This window comes from Pseudomonas sp. TE12234 (assembly GCF_054061835.1).
Genome location: NZ_JBSSEP010000006.1, coordinates 175,494 through 192,762 on the forward strand (window position 1 = coordinate 175,494; position 17,269 = coordinate 192,762).

Sequence of the window (17,269 nt, forward strand, 5' to 3'; positions counted from 1 at the left end):
ATTATCTTGTAAAAGATAGCGCTTGTGCCAGAGGACTCTTCAGCTTCTGCGCAAATAGCCCCCCTTGAAGACAGGCAGGCCTGGGGAATCGACCAAATGCAGGCATCTGAGCGATGGCGACAGCTCGGATGCCTTGGGTTGCCTCGCACCATGGCCCTATAATCGGGCCACTTTGTTTGTGGAGTCCGTTATGCCGAATCTACGTCTCGCCGATTTGACCGCCGAAATCGAAGCCAACGTGCGCCGCGCGTTACTCGAAGACATCGGCAGCGGCGACATCACCGCCCAGTTGATCCCGGCCGAACGCCTGGCCAAAGCCACCATCATTACCCGCGACGCCGCCGTTATCAGTGGTACCGCCTGGGTCGATGCCGTATTTCGCCAACTGGACCCACGGGTTGCGGTGCACTGGCAAGTTGCCGATGGCGAACGGGTCAAACCCAATCAGGCGTTGTTCCACCTCGAAGGCCCCGCACGCTCGTTGCTGACTGGTGAACGCAGTGCCTTGAACTTCCTGCAACTGCTGTCCGGCGTGGCCACTCGCGCGCAATACCTGGCGGACTTCGTCGCCCAGACCCAGGTCAAGCTGCTCGACACTCGCAAAACCCTGCCGGGCCTGCGTCTGGCGCAAAAGTACGCCGTGACCTGTGGCGGTTGTCACAATCACCGCATCGGCTTGTATGACGCCTTCCTGATCAAGGAAAACCATATCGCCGCTTGCGGAGGTATCCCGCAAGCCATCGCCGCCGCGCACAAAATCGCCCCGGGCAAACCGGTCGAAATCGAAGTGGAAAGCCTGGATGAGCTGAAAGAGGCTTTGGCGGCCGGTGCCGACATCATCATGCTTGATGAACTGAGCCTGGATGACATGCGCGAAGCCGTGCGCTTGAACGCTGGCAAGGCAAAACTGGAAGCCAGCGGTGGCATCAACGAAAGCACGTTGCTGCCCATCGCCGAAACTGGCGTGGATTACATTTCGATTGGTGCAATGACCAAGGATGTGAAGGCTGTCGATCTGTCGATGCGTCTGAGCGTCTGATCACACGCAATGAAAAACTGCAGGAGCGAGCTTGCTCGCTCCTGCACCTGGCGGGCGCTTTTTCAGACCACCAGATTATTCATCTCGCAGTACTCATCCCACTCGACGCCCAACACTTCAGCCGCCTCCTTGTGCAGAGCCAGGCGCGCGGCCTCGTACTCTTCCGGGCTCGACGTGTACTTGAGCGTCAATTCCCACGGCTGCAGGCCCTGGGCTTCAGCCTCATCCTCGAAGGCCCACTGGATCTGGTCTTTCTGATCGTCGGCTGGCAAGTCCTTGATCTCTTCGGCTAGCTGGGGCGAATCCAGCAAATACTTCTTGAGTGCCTCTTCGTGCCGGGCTTCCTGGCTCAATTCTTTAACGGTCATGGTGTTCTCGCTGATCTGGGGAATGGAAGATGGATCTGGATCATCAAGGATCTCTCTGACGCAAATAACCGTGTTCAACCCGGTTTGTCTGGCCTTCAGAACCATTCGGGATCATCTGAAAACTGCAGGGCCAAGCTCATGCAGGTTCCGAATATAGGATGTTTATCAGACGATTTACACGACTCTTTACATCAATCCACAAATAAACCGCCCTCACCTTCAGTCTCGCCCACGGACATACCGGCATCTGTTCCAGCGAAAGCGCCGACAGCAACGCAAGGGACGAACTAAAAAGTACGATCGAGGATTTGAGCAGAAAGGCGAAACAACAGGGGGGATGGTGCCCGAGACAGGAATCGAACCTGCGACCTTCGCGTTACGAGTGCGCTGCTCTACCGACTGAGCTACACGGGCGGTGCGCTAAACCTAGCATCGCCAAGGCATACCGGCAACTTTAGCCAATGCATCGATTGTTTACAGGCAAAAAAAGACCCCGTCGTTTTCACGGCGGGGTCTTTTTTACAACGTTGAAGCGGTCAGGCTGGAGAGCGGATTAAACGCCCGAAGCCTTGGCAGCTGCCACGTCTTTGATGGACAGCTTGATACGGCCGCGGTTATCCACGTCCAGTACCAGTACTTCCACTTCCTGACCTTCCTTGAGGATGTCGGTCACTTTCTCAACGCGAGCATCGCTCAGCATGGAGATGTGAACCAGGCCGTCCTTGCCAGGCAGGATGTTGACGAATGCGCCGAAGTCGACGATGCGCTCAACCTTACCGATGTAGATCTTGCCGATCTCGGCTTCTGCGGTGATACCCAGAACGCGCTGACGTGCCGCTTCAGCTGCTTCCTTGGTTTCGCCGAAGATCTTGATCGAGCCATCGTCTTCGATATCGATCGAAGCCTTGGTCTCTTCGCAGATCGCACGAATGGTCGCGCCGCCTTTACCGATGACATCACGGATTTTGTCGGTGTCGATCTTCATCGCGATCATGGTCGGAGCGTTTTCCGACAGCTCGGTACGCGACTGGCCAATGATCTGGTTCATCTGGCCGAGAATGTTCAGGCGCGCTTCCAGGGCTTGGCCCAGAGCGATTTCCATGATTTCTTCGGTGATGCCCTTGATCTTGATGTCCATCTGCAGCGCGGTCACGCCTTTGGCGGTACCGGCTACTTTGAAGTCCATGTCGCCCAGGTGGTCTTCGTCACCCAGGATGTCGGTCAGTACGGCGAACTTCTCGCCTTCTTTAACCAGACCCATGGCGATACCGGCAACTGGTGCCTTCATCGGCACGCCAGCGTCCATCAGAGCGAGGGAGGCGCCGCAGACCGAAGCCATCGAGCTCGAACCGTTGGATTCGGTGATTTCCGATACGACACGAATGGTGTACGGGAACACGTCAGCGGCCGGCAGCATGGCCTGAACCGAACGACGGGCCAGACGGCCGTGACCGATTTCGCGGCGACCGGCACCACCCATGCGACCACACTCGCCTACCGAGAACGGAGGGAAGTTGTAGTGCAGCATGAACGGGTCTTTTTTCTCGCCTTCGAGGGTGTCCAGCAGCTGTGCGTCACGGGCAGTACCCAGTGTTGCCACAACCAGAGCCTGGGTTTCACCACGGGTGAACAGCGCCGAACCGTGAGTCTTCGGCAGTACGCCGACTTCGATGTTCAGCGGACGTACGGTGCGGGTGTCGCGGCCATCGATACGCGGTTTGCCGTTTACGATGTTTTCGCGAACGATGCGGTATTCGATTTCACCGAAAGCAGCTTTGACGTCAGCAGCGGAAGGCTGGCCTTCTTCGCCGGACAACTTGGCAACGACCTGGTCCTTCAGCTCACCCAGGCGAGCGTAACGGTCAGCCTTGACGGTGATGGTGTAAGCCTGGGAGATCGCCTCGCCGAACTCGGAGCGGATAGCGCCCAGCAGTTCAGTGGCTTCGGCTTGCGGAGCCCAGGTCCAGGTTGGCTTGGCAGCTTCGGCGGCCAGCTCCTTGACGGCCTGGATAACGGCCTGGAATTCGTCGTGGGCAAACAGTACAGCGCCCAGCATCTGGTCTTCGGTCAGCTCTTTGGCTTCCGATTCAACCATCAGAACGGCTTCCGAAGTACCGGCAACGACCATGTCCAGGCTCGAAGCTTTCAGTTGTTCGTAAGTCGGGTTCAGCAGGTAGCCGGTGCTTTCGTGGAACGCAACGCGGGCAGCGCCGATCGGACCATCGAAAGGAATGCCGGAGATGGCCAGTGCAGCCGAGGTACCGATCATCGCAGCGATGTCCGGATCGGTCTTCTTGCTGGTGGAAACAACGGTGCAGACAACCTGCACTTCGTTCATGAAACCTTCTGGGAACAGCGGACGGATCGGACGGTCGATCAGTCGGGAAGTCAGGGTTTCTTTCTCGGAAGGACGGCCTTCACGCTTGAAGAAACCGCCAGGGATCTTACCGGCAGCGTAAGTCTTTTCCTGGTAGTGAACAGACAGAGGGAAGAAGCCCTTGCCTGGATCGGCTTGCTTGGCACCCACTACGGTCACCAATACGGTGACGTCGTCGTCAACGGTGACCAATACTGCGCCGGAGGCCTGACGGGCGATACGGCCAGTCTCGAGGGTAACGGTCGACTGACCGAACTGGAATTTTTTGATTACCGGGTTCACGGTGTCCTACCTTCTTTGTGGCTCTTGAGGGAACTGGTTTCTTGCGAAATTCTTGGGCAACGCCGGGAATCGGCCCGACTCGATTGTCCAGGGTAAAACGTGTATCCAGATAAAACTTGAGGCTGGGAGCCTGCCATGCGCCAACGGGAAACCCGCGGACGCACGACAGACAACCAACCTCTAGCGCAATCGCTTATTAGCGACGCAGACCCAGGCGACCGATCAGAGCGCTGTAACGGCTCACGTCTTTGCCTTTCAGGTAGTCCAGCAGCTTACGACGCTGGTTTACCATGCGGATCAGACCACGACGGGAGTGGTGATCTTTACCGTTGGCCTTGAAGTGACCTTGCAGTTTGTTGATGTTGGCGGTCAGCAGTGCAACTTGCACTTCTGGCGAACCAGTGTCACCAACAGCTTGCTGGTAGTCAGCTACGATTTGGGCTTTTTCTTGAACGTCGAGAGCCATGAGGCAATCCTTTTATCAGGAAACTGTTTCAGAAAAACAGTTTCAACAGGCCAGGGACAAATCCCTGTATCTAAAAATGAGTAGTGACCGTGCCTGTTGACAGCCACCCTCGTCCGGTCATTCTGACCGAATCAGTCGACGCGGCGCGATGCGCCCGTCTTCGCTCACTTCGCCGATACCGATGAAGCGACCATTGTGATCCTGTACCCGGACCATACCGAATTTCGGTGCGTCCGGAGCTCGTACCGGCTGGCCGTTAAGCCAGTAGAACGAACTATGTTCCGAGAACTGCAAAAGCGGCCAATCCAGCAGGCCGCTGTCCGATGGCATCAGGAAGCGATCGACTGCTTCGTTGCCGCCTTCGGCATGTACCGCTTCCAGCTCTTCCAGGGTGACCGTCTGGGCCAGCGTGAAAGGCCCGGCCTGGGTACGTCGCAGTTCTGCAACGTAAGCGCCACAACCGAGTTGCTCACCGATATCCTCCACCAGGGTACGGATATAGGTGCCTTTGCTGCAATCCACTGCCAGCCGCGCAGTATCACATTCGAAAGCCAGTAATTCCAAGCGCGTAATAGTAACAGAACGCGGTTCGCGCTCCACTACTTCGCCAGCACGAGCCAACTTGTACAGCGGCTGACCATCACGCTTGAGAGCCGAGTACATCGGCGGTATCTGACTGATTTGCCCACGAAAATTCGGCAACACAGCCTCGATATCGGAGCGACCAACGGTCACGGGACGCTCCTGCAAAACTTCGCCCTCGGCATCCGCCGTGGTCGTGGTTTTGCCCAGTTGCGCCAGGGTTTCGTAACCCTTGTCGGAATCGAGCAGGTATTGCGAGAACTTGGTGGCCTCACCGAAGCACAACGGCAACACACCGGTGGCCAGCGGGTCGAGACTGCCGGTGTGTCCGGCTTTCTCGGCGTTGAGCAACCAGCGGACCTTCTGCAAGGCCGCGTTGGAGGTGAACCCCAGCGGCTTGTCGAGCAAGATGATACCGCTGACGTTACGACGGATACGTTTGACCTGAGCCACCGATTACTCCTTGGTGTCTTCGGCTTCTGCCGCAACCGGATGCTGATTGTCTTCTGCCACTGCGCGCTCGATCAATGCCGACAGGTGCGCACCACGAACGACGCTTTCGTCGTAGTGGAAGTGCAACTGTGGGACGCTGCGCAGTTTCATCTCGCGAGCCAACTGCATGCGCAGGAAACCGGCGGCGGAGTTGAGCACCTTGATGCTCTGTGCGATGTCTTCGGCGCTGTCCTGCCCCATCACGGTGATGAAAATCTTGGCGTGACCGACGTCACGGCTGACTTCCACGGCGGTAATGGTGACCAGGCCGACGCGCGGGTCTTTGACTTCACGACGGATCAGTTGTGCCAGCTCGCGCTGCATCTGATCGCCGATACGTTGGGTACGGCTATATTCTTTTGCCATGTCTTGTTACCTGTTACTGCCCCACGGCGAAACCCGTGAGGTCTGAAAGCGGCAAACGCCCGGCCTGACAGAAGCCAGACCGGGCGTTGCGTTTAGAGTCCGGGTGATGCGCCGTGCATTTGCATGCGGCTGCCCATCACGGCTCTTGAAGTGCGCGAGTTAGAGGCTGCGAGCAACCTGAACTTTCTCGAAGACTTCGATCTTGTCACCGACTTTGACGTCGTTGTAGCTCTTCACGCCGATACCGCATTCCATGCCGGCACGTACTTCGGAAGCGTCATCCTTGAAGCGGCGCAGGGATTCCAGCTCGCCTTCGAAGATAACGATGTCTTCACGCAGTACACGGATTGGACGGTTACGGTGAACAGTCCCCTCGATCACCATGCAACCGGCGATCGCGCCAAACTTCGGCGAACGGAACACGTCACGCACTTCGGCCACACCAAGGATGTTCTCGCGAACATCGCTGCCAAGCATACCGGTCAGGGCTTTCTTGACGTCTTCGATGATGTCGTAGATCACGTTGTAGTAACGCATATCCAGACCTTCCTGCTCGACGATCTTGCGAGCGCCGGCATCGGCACGCACGTTGAAACCGAACAGTACAGCGTTGGAGGCCAGTGCCAGGTTGGCGTCGGATTCAGTGATACCACCGACACCGCCACCGACAACACGCACCTGCACTTCATCGTTACCCAGGCCGTTCAAGGCACCGTTCAACGCTTCCAGCGAACCACGGACGTCGGATTTGAGGACGATGTTGAGCGTCTTCTTCTCTTCCTGACCCATGCTTTCGAAGATATTTTCCAGCTTGCCTGCGTGAGCACGAGCCAGTTTGACTTCGCGGAACTTGCCTTGACGGAACAGAGCCACTTCACGGGCTTTCTTCTCGTCGGCAACCACGCTCATCTCATCGCCAGCGTCCGGAGTACCGTCCAGGCCGAGGATCTCGACAGGGATGGCTGGACCGGCTTCCTTGATGGCCTTGCCGTTCTCGTCGAGCATGGCGCGAACACGGCCGTAGTTGGAACCGACCAGCACCATGTCACCTTGACGCAGGGTGCCGTCCTGAACCAGAACGGTCGCCACCGGGCCACGGCCCTTGTCGAGACGCGATTCAACCACCACACCACGGCCAGGAGCCGAAGGCGTAGCTGTCAGTTCCAGAACTTCGGCTTGCAGCAGAACGGCTTCGAGCAATTCATCGACACCGGTACCCATCTTCGCCGAAACCGGTACGAATGGCGTGTCACCACCCCACTCTTCCGACGTCACGCCGTGTACCGACAATTCGCTACGGATGCGATCGAGATCGGCGCCCGGCTTGTCGATCTTGTTCACCGCCACAACCAGCGGAACGCCCGCTGCTTGAGCGTGTTGAACAGCTTCGATGGTTTGCGGCATCACGCCGTCGTCCGCTGCAACGACGAGGATCACGATGTCGGTCGCCTTGGCACCACGGGCACGCATCGCGGTAAACGCGGCGTGGCCCGGGGTGTCGAGGAACGTCACCATGCCACGGTCAGTTTCAACGTGGTAGGCACCGATGTGCTGAGTAATGCCGCCGGCTTCGCCAGCTGCAACCTTCGCACGACGGATGTAGTCGAGCAGGGAAGTCTTACCGTGGTCAACGTGGCCCATTACGGTCACGACTGGCGCACGGGCAACAGCCTCGCCTTCAAACTTCAGGGACTCGGCCAGGGAGTCTTCCAGGGCGGTGTCGCTGACCAGGGTCACTTTGTGGCCCAGCTCTTCAGCAACCAGTTGAGCAGTTTCCTGATCGAGAACCTGGTTGATGGTCGCTGGAGTACCCAGTTTGAACATGAACTTGATGATTTCAGCTGCCTTGACCGACATCTGCTGGGCCAGATCGCCCACAGTGATGGTCTCGCCGATCTTCACTTCGCGCACAACAGGGCCGGTTGGGCTCTGGAAACCGTGGGCGTTGCGCTTCTTCAGCTTGGCCTTGCCGCGACCACCACGACGGAAGCCATCGCTTTCTTCGTCGGTAGTACGAGGGGCAACGCGTGGAGCAGGCGCTTTTTCCTTGACCGAAGCACGATGCGGAGCGTTTTTGCGCTCACCATCGCCGCCACCGCGACGATTGTTATCGTCGGCACGTGGTTTGTCCGGACGGCGCTGTTCGTCACGCTTGCGGGTGTCGGCAGCCGGTGCGGCAGCTACAACCGGAGCGCTTTCACGCACAGGCTCGGCCACGGCAACAGGTGCAGCAGCAACAGGTTCGGCTGGAGCGGTCGGCGCAACAGCAGGCTGGCGACGCGCTTCTTCTTCGGCGCGACGCTTGGCTTCTTCTTCAGCCTTCTGACGAGCAGCATTTTCTACTGCGCGACGCTCTTCCAGTTCACGCTTGCGCTCGGCTTCGATTTCTTCCGGGCTGCGCTGTACGAAGACTTTCTTCTTGCGTACTTCAACGCTGATGCTTTTGCTGCCAGCAACACGCAGGGTGCTGGTGGTTTTACGCTGCAGCGTAATCTTGCGTGGTTCTTCCACTTTCGCCTTGTGGCTGCTTTTCAAGTGAGTCAGCAACGATTGCTTCTCACTGTCAGTCACACTTTCTTCGGCGGCGGTGTGCGGCAGACCTGCCTCACGCATCTGCTGCAACAGGCGCTCTACCGGTGTTTTGACCTCATCGGCCAGTTGTTTCACCGTGACTTGCGTCATGCACTTCTCTCCTCAGGCCGCGCCTAATTACTCGAACCAGTGGGCTCGGGCGGCCATGATCAACTTGCCGGCACGATCATCGTCAATGCCGTCGATGTCGAGCAGATCGTCAATAGACTGCTCGGCCAGGTCTTCGCGGGTAATTACGCCGCGCACCGCCAGTTCCATCGCCAAATCCTTGTCCATACCCTCAAGCGAGAGCAGGTCTTCGGCCGGATGGGCGTCTGCCAGCTTTTCCTCAGTAGCGATGGCTTTGGTCAACAAACGATCCTTGGCACGAGCGCGAAGCTCGTTGACGATGTCTTCGTCAAAGCCGTCGATGTTGAGCATTTCTTCCAACGGTACGTAGGCAATCTCTTCCAGGCTGGTGAAGCCTTCATCGACCAGCACCTGAGCCAGTTCTTCGTCGACTTCCAGCTCGTCGATGAAGTTGCGCAGGATGTCGCCGGTTTCTGCTTGCTGCTTAGCCTGGATGTCCGATTCGGTCATCACGTTCAGGGTCCAGCCAGTCAATTGGCTCGCCAGACGCACGTTCTGACCACCGCGACCGATGGCCTGAGCCAGATTGTCTGCGCCAACGGCGATGTCCATTGCGTGGGCATCTTCGTCAACGATAATTGCTGCAACCTCGGCCGGGGACATGGCGTTGATTACGAATTGAGCCGGGTTGTCGTCCCACAGAACGATATCAACACGCTCACCGCCCAACTCACCCGACACTGCCTGGACGCGCGAACCGCGCATACCGATGCAAGCGCCCTGCGGGTCGATGCGTTTGTCCTTGGAGCGGACGGCGATCTTGGCGCGCGAACCCGGGTCACGGGATGCCGCCATCACTTCGATCAAGCCTTCAGCGATTTCCGGCACTTCAATGCGGAACAACTCGATCAGCATTTCCGGCGCGGTACGCGACAGGATCAGCTGCGGGCCGCGGTTCTCGGTGCGGATTTCCTTGAGCAGCGCACGCAGACGCACGCCAACCCGGAAGGTTTCGCGAGAGATGATGTCTTCACGAGCCAGCAACGCTTCAGCGTTGTTACCCAGATCGACGATCACGTTATCGCGGGTCACTTTCTTCACGGTGCCGGAGATGATTTCACCCAGGCGCTCGCGGTAAGCGTCCACAACCTGAGCACGCTCGGCTTCGCGGACTTTCTGCACGATGACTTGCTTGGCAGTCTGTGCAGCAATACGGCCGAATTCGATCGACTCGATTTTTTCTTCGACGACGTCACCCACCTTGGCACCTGGATGCGTTTCAGCAACCTTGCTCGGCCAGGTTTCGATGGCCGGATCGTCCAGGTCTGCCTCTTCGACGACCGTCCAGCGACGGAAAGTCTCGTAAGCACCGGTGTGGCGGTTGATTTCCACACGCAGATCAACTTCGTCCTCGAAACGCTTTTTGGTAGCAGTGGCCAGAGCCAGCTCCAGCGCTTCAAAAATTACGTTTGCCGGTACGCCCTTTTCATTGGATACCGACTCAACAACCAGCAGTACTTCTTTGCTCATCGTACGCCTCGCCTTTCGCAAGCCATTGGATCCGCGGGATCCGCGTCTCAGTCAAAACTGGGAATAATGTTGGCCTTGTCGATCATATCGATCGGCAACAGGAACTCATGGTCTTCTACTTGCACCACGACATCCTGTTCTTCTACACCGCGCAGAAGGCCCTGAAAGTTGCGTCGACCTTCAAAAGGCGAGCGCAGCTTGATCTTCACTTGTTCACCGGCAAATTTTGCAAACTGCTCAAGAGTGAACAGAGGGCGTTCCATGCCAGGCGAGGAAACTTCAAGGGTGTATTCAACGGAAATTGGATCTTCAACATCCAGGACACCGCTGATCTGACGGCTGACGATGGCACAATCGTCCACCAGTACACCGCCTTCTTTATCGATATAAACGCGCAACAGTGAGTGGCGACCTTGAGCCGAAAACTCAATACCCCAGCATTCATAGCCAAGGGCCACGACCACCGGGGCCAACAAGGCCTGCAACTGTTCTAGCTTGCTCGACACCTGAACCCCCTCGTGCATGTAAATGCATGCTATGCAAAATAAAAAAATGGGCGAAACGCCCATCCCTGAAACGCCGTCGAACAGCGGCGTTATAAAGTGTCCAGCTAACAAAAAGCCCCTGAAAAGGGGCTCCTTAAACTGGTTGCGGGGGCCGGATTTGAACCGACGACCTTCGGGTTATGAGCCCGACGAGCTACCAGACTGCTCCACCCCGCGACAAAGCTGGGGCGGAAGTATACGACCGATCCCTGACAGGGTCAATGTAACCTTCCACCTGCAAGAAAGCCCGCAACAGCGGGCTCTCCTGACTAATTGGTACCGAGAAGGGGACTCGAACCCCTACACCCTATGGGCACAACCACCTCAAGGTTGCGTGTCTACCAATTCCACCACCTCGGCAATACTACGTTTGAAACCCTTCTTACTTCTGCTCTTGAGCTTGAGGCACGTCAGTCGCTGGAGTAGCCGACTTTTGCTCTTGAAGCACCGGGACATCATCAGAAGCCGGTTGTTGCTTTGGAACTTCCAACACTGCCGGGTTTGGCAAACCTACTTGAGTCAGCTGGTGAGCTTTCTCTTTAGCAAAGTAACCTAACCCTAAGCTGGTTATGAAGAAACCTGCGGCAAGTATAGCAGTAAACTTACTAAGAAAGGTAGAGGAACCTTGGCTTCCGAACACAGTATTTGAAGCACCTGCTCCGAAAGACGCGCCAGCATCCGCACCTTTACCCTGCTGCAGCAATACGAGAGCAACTACGCCCAATGCACCCAGCAGATGAAAAACGACTACGACTGTTTCCAGCATTTTTTCAGTTTCCCGCGGCGCGACAAATCGCACCGAACTCATCTGCATTCAGGGAAGCTCCACCAATGAGCCCCCCATCGATATCCGGCATGCCGAACAGTTCGACCGCATTGGCCGCCTTCACGCTGCCGCCGTATAGAAGCCGCACACCTCGTGCGACTTCAGAATTCTCTGCCGCCAACTGTGCGCGGATGGCTGCATGCACATCCTGCGCTTGTTGCGGCGAAGCAGTCAGCCCGGTACCAATGGCCCAGACCGGCTCGTAAGCGATTACCGCCTTCGCAAATGCACCAACACCCAGCTCCTCAATGATGCTGTCAAGCTGACGCGAGACAACTTCAAGAGTCTTTCCAGCTTCACGCTGTTCAAGGGTTTCCCCAATGCACAACACCGGAATCAAGCCACATGCCTGAGCTGCTGCGAACTTGCGGATCAGCATTCCGTCCTGCTCGCCCATTACCTGACGACGCTCGGAGTGCCCGACAAGCACCAGTGAACAGCCCGCATCCACCAACTGACTCGGAGCAACCTCACCAGTCAACGCACCTTGTGTGGACTCCACCGCAGAATTCTGCGCGCCGACTGCAATCGACTTTCCTTTCAAGCCATCAATCACTTGATTGATATGCAGGCAAGGCGGGAATACCGCTACATCAACACCGCTCGGCAAGGCCAAATCATAAAGGCCTTTGATCAGCTCAGCGACACTGGCGCGGGTACCGTGCATCTTCCAGTTACCAGCTACCATAGGGCGACGCATGCTGTACCTCGTCGGTCAAAGTGGGCGCAGATGTTACCCAACACAATCATGGCTGGCAAGCCGAATTCAGGCAGAAACTTCACTAACCAGTTTTGCCAGCTCTTCGGCGTAGCCACGAACCTGCGTTTCGTCTTCGCCTTCGACCATGACGCGCACCAGCGGCTCTGTTCCGGACTTGCGCAAAAGCACCCGCCCACGACCCGCCATCGCCTTGGTCACACGCTCACTGGCCTCCTTGACGGAGGGATGATCAAGGGGACTAGCACCACCACCAAAACGCACATTGATCAGGATCTGAGGGCATTTACGCAACGCCTGACGAGCCTGGGCGAGCCCTTCCGATCGGGTCTTGAGCGCCTTCAACACCTGCAACGCGGCAACGATCGCATCACCCGTAGTGGTGTAATTGAAACACACGATATGCCCCGAGTTCTCACCACCCACCAGCCAGTTACGCTCCAGCAGGTCAGCAATGACATAACGGTCGCCGACATTGGCACGCACGAACGGAATCGCCAGATCTGCGAGAGCCAGCTCCAGGCCCAGGTTACTCATCAGCGTACCGACCACACCGCCCTGCAGCTTGTCACGCTCATGCAGGTCGCGCGCAATGATGTACAGCAGCTCATCGCCATCAACGATGGTACCGGTGTGATCGACCATCAGAACGCGATCACCATCACCGTCAAATGCGATCCCAAGATCGGCGTGCTCGGCGAGAACAGCAGCCTGCAGTTGCCCCATATGAGTCGAACCGCAATTATCGTTGATGTTCAATCCGTTGGGTTGCGCAGAAAGAACTACCACCTCGGCCCCTAGCTCGCGAAACACGCTAGGCGCAACCTTGTAAGTCGCACCATGGGCACAGTCGATGACGATTTTCAGGCCGGAGAAGCTGGTCCCCGTCGGTACGCTACTCTTGCAGAACTCGATGTAACGACCCGAGGCGTCGTTGATTCGCGTGACCTTGCCGATCTTGCTCGACTCAACCACAGTCATTGGCGTATCCAGCAACTCCTCGATCATCAGCTCGACTTCATCCGGCAGCTTGGTGCCCTTTCCGGAGAAAAACTTGATGCCATTGTCATCATGAGGATTGTGCGACGCACTGATCACGATACCCGCTTCAGCATGAAAGGTACGCGTCAGATAGGCGATGGCTGGCGTTGGCATTGGCCCCAGCAACATGACATCGGCGCCCGCCGACGTCAGTCCGGCTTCCAGCGCAGACTCGAACATGTAACCGGAGATTCGGGTGTCCTTACCGACCAACACCTTGCAGGCACCCATCTTGCGGAACGCCATGCCTGCAGCCCAGCCAAGCTTGAGCATGAAGTCAGGAGTAATCGGATATTGACCAACTCGACCACGAATGCCGTCGGTACCAAAGTATTTCCTGCTCATAAACACTCCATCATTCTTATTCGGCTGATGCCACTGCAGTGATCATCCTCACCACATCGACAGTTTCAGCGACATCATGGACGCGCAATATACGCGCCCCCTTGTGCGAAGCCAGCGCAGCAAGGGCAAGACTGCCATACAAGCGCTCGCCCACCGGACGATTCAATGCCTGCCCGATCATGCTCTTTCGCGAAACCCCGACCAACAGGGGCCGCCCCAAGGCATGCAAGGCATCCATATGCTTGAACAAGCTTAGGTTGTGCTGCAATGTTTTGGCGAAACCGAAGCCTGGATCAAGAATGATCCGCTCAGCCGCGATCCCTACCGATGCGCACTGTGCCATGCGCTCGACAAGGAACTCACCGACTTCCCTGGTGACGTCCTGATACTGCGGATTGTCCTGCATATCGCCCGGCTCACCGAGCATATGCATCAGACAGACCGGCAGACCGGTCGCCGCCGCCGCATCCAAGGCACCATCGCGACGGAGCGCACGCACGTCATTGATCAACCCGGCGCCCAGTCGTGCGGTTTCACGCATGACAGCCGGGGTGGAGGTATCGACCGAGATGATCACGTCCAGCTCGCGGCTGATCCGCTCGACAATCGGCGCTACGCGCTCCAGCTCTTCCAGTGGCGAAACCGCCCTGGCACCCGGTCGCGTCGATTCACCACCCACATCAATCAGCGTCGCGCCAGCCGCCACCATGGCTTCTGCGTGCCGTAGGGCAGCATCAAGCTGGCTGTATTGACCGCCATCGGAGAAAGAATCGGGGGTGACATTGAGAATGCCCATGACATGAGTCCGGGCCAAATCAAGAACCCGGTTGCCGCAAGGCAACCGGGTCGAGGACAGAACAGAAGTCATTTCAAACCTTAAACGTCGGCAGCCGGACCGCCAATCGGTGTTTCCGGACGCTCTTCGTGCACCACCGGAGGGGTTCCGGAAGTGCCGGTGCCACCGGACCAGTCGCGAGGTTCGCGAGGCGTACGACCCGCCATGATGTCATCGATCTGATCAGCATCGATCGTCTCGTACTTCATCAGGGCATCGGCCATTGCATCCAGCTTGTCACGGTTGTCCGTAAGGATCTGCTTAGCTGTGCCGTAGCATTGATCAATAATGCTGCGCACTTCGGAGTCGATCAGCTTGGCCGTCTCGCCGGAGAAACTTGCATTCTGACCACCGCCGCCGCGACCAAGGAAAACCTCACCTTCTTCTTCGGCGTACATTAAAGGACCGAGTTTCTCCGAAAGCCCCCACTTGGTCACCATGTTCCGGGCAATCTGGCTGGCACGCATAATGTCGTTGGAGGCACCGGTGGTTACACCATCGAAGCCCAGCGTCATCTCTTCAGCGATACGACCACCGTACAGCGAGCAAATCTGACTGATCAGCGCTCGCTTGGACAAGCTGTAGCGATCTTCTTCCGGCAGGAACATGGTCACACCCAAGGCGCGACCGCGCGGAATGATCGACACCTTGTACACCGGATCATGCTCGGGCACGACACGACCAACAATGGCGTGACCCGCCTCGTGGTAAGCCGTGTTCTGTTTTTCTTTCTCGGACATGACCATGGATTTGCGCTCGGCACCCATCATGATCTTGTCTTTGGCCAGTTCGAATTCCTTCATTTCGACAATGCGCTTGCCAGCACGGGCGGCAAACAGCGAAGCCTCGTTTACCAGGTTGGCCAGGTCGGCACCGGAGAAGCCAGGCGTACCACGAGCGATAACGGCCGGAGCGACGTCGTCACCCATTGGCACTTTGCGCATGTGGACCTTGAGAATCTGTTCGCGGCCACGGATATCCGGCAGACCCACTACAACCTGACGGTCGAAACGGCCCGGGCGCAGCAGCGCAGGGTCCAGTACGTCTGGACGGTTGGTGGCGGCAATCACGATGATGCCGTCATTCATTTCGAAGCCATCCATCTCTACCAGCAACTGGTTGAGCGTCTGCTCGCGCTCGTCGTGACCGCCACCCATGCCGGCGCCACGATGGCGACCGACGGCGTCGATTTCGTCGATGAAGATGATGCATGGCGCGTGTTTTTTGGCCTGCTCGAACATGTCACGAACACGGCTGGCACCCACACCAACGAACATTTCGACGAAATCGGAACCGGAAATGGTGAAGAATGGCACCTTGGCTTCGCCAGCAATCGCCTTGGCCAGCAAGGTTTTACCGGTACCCGGAGGACCAACCATCAGCACGCCGCGGGGAATGCGACCGCCCAGACGCTGGAACTTGCCCGGATCACGCAGGAACTCGACCAGCTCACCGACCTCTTCCTTGGCTTCGTCACAACCGGCAACGTCAGCCAACGTGGTCTTGACCTGATCTTCAGACAGCAGGCGCGCCTTGCTCTTGCCAAAACTCATTGGCCCGCCCTTGCCTCCGGCGCCGCCCTGCATCTGCCGCATGAAGAACATGAACACGGCAATGATCACGAGGATCGGGAAGCTTGCGACCAGGAGTTGAGTCCAGATGCTTTGCTGTTCAGGCTGCTTGCCTTCGACCACGACGTGGTTATCCACCAGGTCGCCGATCAAGCCATTGTCCTGGATCGCCGGACGAATGGTCTTGAAACTGTCGCCATCGTTGCGCTTGCCGGTAATCACGTAGCCATCAACCGCCACGCGCTCGACCTTGCCATCCTTGACCTGCTGGATGAAGTCGGAATAGTTGAGGGTCTGCGGCTCGTTAGGGCTGGAGAAGTTGTTCATCACCGTCACCAGGACAGCCGCGATGATCAACCACAGGATCAGATTCTTTGCCATATCGTTCAATTAACTACCCTCTGAAGCAAGCGCCGCTGATGGCGCGCGCTTCGCATGATATTCACCGGCCTAACTTACTACATTACCTACGACTTGGCAGGCGCCGTCTGTAACCCTTTGTGAAACACTTCCTACACAATATTCGTTATTTCCCACAGGGCGAAATACGAAAATCCTATTGCCCCGCAAAAAAACTTCGCTTTATTCACTCCGACCGCGGTAGCCCCAAGCCAGCATGTACTGCTCACGGGAACTGCCACGGGACGAGTCCGGCTTGATCATCTGGACCTTGTCGAATTTCTGACGAGCGTCCTTTACGTAAGCATCAAACCCTTCACCCTGAAAAACCTTGATCACGAAATTACCACCCGGCTTGAGTATCCGAGCGGCCAGATCAAGAGCCAGCTCGCAAAGAAACATGGCTTTGGGCATATCTACGGCAGGCGTACCACTCATATTGGGGGCCATATCGGAAATCACAAGGTCCACCTGCGAATTACCCACAGCCTCAAGGATCCGGGCAAGCACTTCGTCCTGGGTGAAGTCACCCTGGATGAAAGTCACGTCGGGAATGCTGTCCATTTCCAGGATGTCCGAGGCGATCAGACGTCCCTGACCGCCGATCAGCCGGCTAGCGACCTGCGACCAGCCACCGGGTGCCGCACCCAGGTCGACAACGCTCATGCCCGGACGGATCAGCTTGTATTTCTCCTGGATCTCCAGAAGTTTGTAACTCGCACGCGAGCGGTAACCATCCTTCTGCGCCTGCTTCACATAGGGATCATTGACATGTCTTTTCAGCCAACCAAGGCTTGTCTTGGAACGCGCCATTGGGCACCTCGAT

General features: G+C 57.2%; 15 protein-coding genes and 3 tRNA genes. 1 reads left to right on the plus strand and 17 read right to left on the minus strand.

Translation table 11 applies throughout. The annotated features are described in order from the left end of the window. Nucleotides 1-190: 190 nt before the first annotated feature. Nucleotides 191-1,039, plus strand: coding sequence for a carboxylating nicotinate-nucleotide diphosphorylase (gene nadC, locus ACVWYU_RS12235; protein WP_457372776.1), 849 nt, complete (start codon nucleotides 191-193; stop codon nucleotides 1,037-1,039). A 62-nt stretch (nucleotides 1,040-1,101) separates the two neighbouring features. Here nadC and ACVWYU_RS12240 read toward each other — a convergent pair whose 3' ends face one another. The 17 genes from ACVWYU_RS12240 to rlmE form a co-directional block, all read right to left on the minus strand. Further along, nucleotides 1,102-1,407, minus strand: coding sequence for a DUF6388 family protein (locus ACVWYU_RS12240; protein ID WP_248914310.1), 306 nt, complete (start codon nucleotides 1,405-1,407; stop codon nucleotides 1,102-1,104). A 338-nt stretch (nucleotides 1,408-1,745) separates the two neighbouring features. Next, nucleotides 1,746-1,821, minus strand: a tRNA-Thr gene (locus tag ACVWYU_RS12245). 139 nt (nucleotides 1,822-1,960) lie between these two features. Beyond that, a complete protein-coding gene (gene pnp / locus ACVWYU_RS12250; RefSeq protein WP_090315948.1) occupies nucleotides 1,961-4,066 on the minus strand; it encodes a polyribonucleotide nucleotidyltransferase in 2,106 nt (701 codons plus the stop codon). 196 nt (nucleotides 4,067-4,262) lie between these two features. Next, nucleotides 4,263-4,532, minus strand: a complete 270-nt coding sequence (gene rpsO, locus ACVWYU_RS12255; protein WP_046820615.1) for a 30S ribosomal protein S15 — start codon at nucleotides 4,530-4,532, stop codon at nucleotides 4,263-4,265. A 117-nt stretch (nucleotides 4,533-4,649) separates the two neighbouring features. Continuing rightward, nucleotides 4,650-5,567, minus strand: a complete 918-nt coding sequence (gene truB, locus ACVWYU_RS12260; protein WP_457372777.1) for a tRNA pseudouridine(55) synthase TruB — start codon at nucleotides 5,565-5,567, stop codon at nucleotides 4,650-4,652. A 3-nt stretch (nucleotides 5,568-5,570) separates the two neighbouring features. Then, nucleotides 5,571-5,972, minus strand: a complete 402-nt coding sequence (gene rbfA, locus ACVWYU_RS12265) for a 30S ribosome-binding factor RbfA (RefSeq protein WP_034148332.1) — start codon at nucleotides 5,970-5,972, stop codon at nucleotides 5,571-5,573. 159 nt (nucleotides 5,973-6,131) lie between these two features. Continuing rightward, the gene (infB, locus tag ACVWYU_RS12270; protein ID WP_090315942.1) at nucleotides 6,132-8,654 is read right to left on the minus strand and encodes a translation initiation factor IF-2; all 2,523 of its coding nucleotides are present in this window, start codon (nucleotides 8,652-8,654) and stop codon (nucleotides 6,132-6,134) included. 27 nt (nucleotides 8,655-8,681) lie between these two features. After that, the gene (gene nusA, locus ACVWYU_RS12275; protein ID WP_047537517.1) at nucleotides 8,682-10,163 is read right to left on the minus strand and encodes a transcription termination factor NusA; all 1,482 of its coding nucleotides are present in this window, start codon (nucleotides 10,161-10,163) and stop codon (nucleotides 8,682-8,684) included. A gap of 47 nt (nucleotides 10,164-10,210) precedes the next feature. Further along, nucleotides 10,211-10,669, minus strand: coding sequence for a ribosome maturation factor RimP (rimP, locus tag ACVWYU_RS12280; protein WP_149972091.1), 459 nt, complete (start codon nucleotides 10,667-10,669; stop codon nucleotides 10,211-10,213). Between the two features lie 139 nt (nucleotides 10,670-10,808). Beyond that, nucleotides 10,809-10,885 (minus strand) — tRNA-Met (locus ACVWYU_RS12285). A 97-nt stretch (nucleotides 10,886-10,982) separates the two neighbouring features. After that, nucleotides 10,983-11,068: transfer RNA gene (locus ACVWYU_RS12290), tRNA-Leu, on the minus strand. 22 nt (nucleotides 11,069-11,090) lie between these two features. Beyond that, nucleotides 11,091-11,474 (minus strand): preprotein translocase subunit SecG, encoded by a 384-nt coding sequence (gene secG / locus ACVWYU_RS12295; protein ID WP_457372778.1) that lies wholly within the window; start codon nucleotides 11,472-11,474, stop codon nucleotides 11,091-11,093. Nucleotides 11,475-11,478: 4 nt separating this feature from the next. Further along, the gene (gene tpiA / locus ACVWYU_RS12300) at nucleotides 11,479-12,234 is read right to left on the minus strand and encodes a triose-phosphate isomerase (RefSeq protein ID WP_457372779.1); all 756 of its coding nucleotides are present in this window, start codon (nucleotides 12,232-12,234) and stop codon (nucleotides 11,479-11,481) included. 66 nt (nucleotides 12,235-12,300) lie between these two features. Then, a complete protein-coding gene (glmM, locus tag ACVWYU_RS12305; RefSeq protein ID WP_090315935.1) occupies nucleotides 12,301-13,638 on the minus strand; it encodes a phosphoglucosamine mutase in 1,338 nt (445 codons plus the stop codon). Between the two features lie 16 nt (nucleotides 13,639-13,654). Then, nucleotides 13,655-14,506 (minus strand): dihydropteroate synthase, encoded by an 852-nt coding sequence (folP, locus tag ACVWYU_RS12310; protein ID WP_390958683.1) that lies wholly within the window; start codon nucleotides 14,504-14,506, stop codon nucleotides 13,655-13,657. Between the two features lie 8 nt (nucleotides 14,507-14,514). Continuing rightward, a complete protein-coding gene (gene ftsH, locus ACVWYU_RS12315; RefSeq protein WP_390958681.1) occupies nucleotides 14,515-16,425 on the minus strand; it encodes an ATP-dependent zinc metalloprotease FtsH in 1,911 nt (636 codons plus the stop codon). A 201-nt stretch (nucleotides 16,426-16,626) separates the two neighbouring features. Next, entirely contained in the window at nucleotides 16,627-17,256 is a 630-nt protein-coding gene (gene rlmE, locus ACVWYU_RS12320; protein WP_247257605.1) for a 23S rRNA (uridine(2552)-2'-O)-methyltransferase RlmE, read from the minus strand. Between the last annotated feature and the right edge of the window lie 13 nt (nucleotides 17,257-17,269).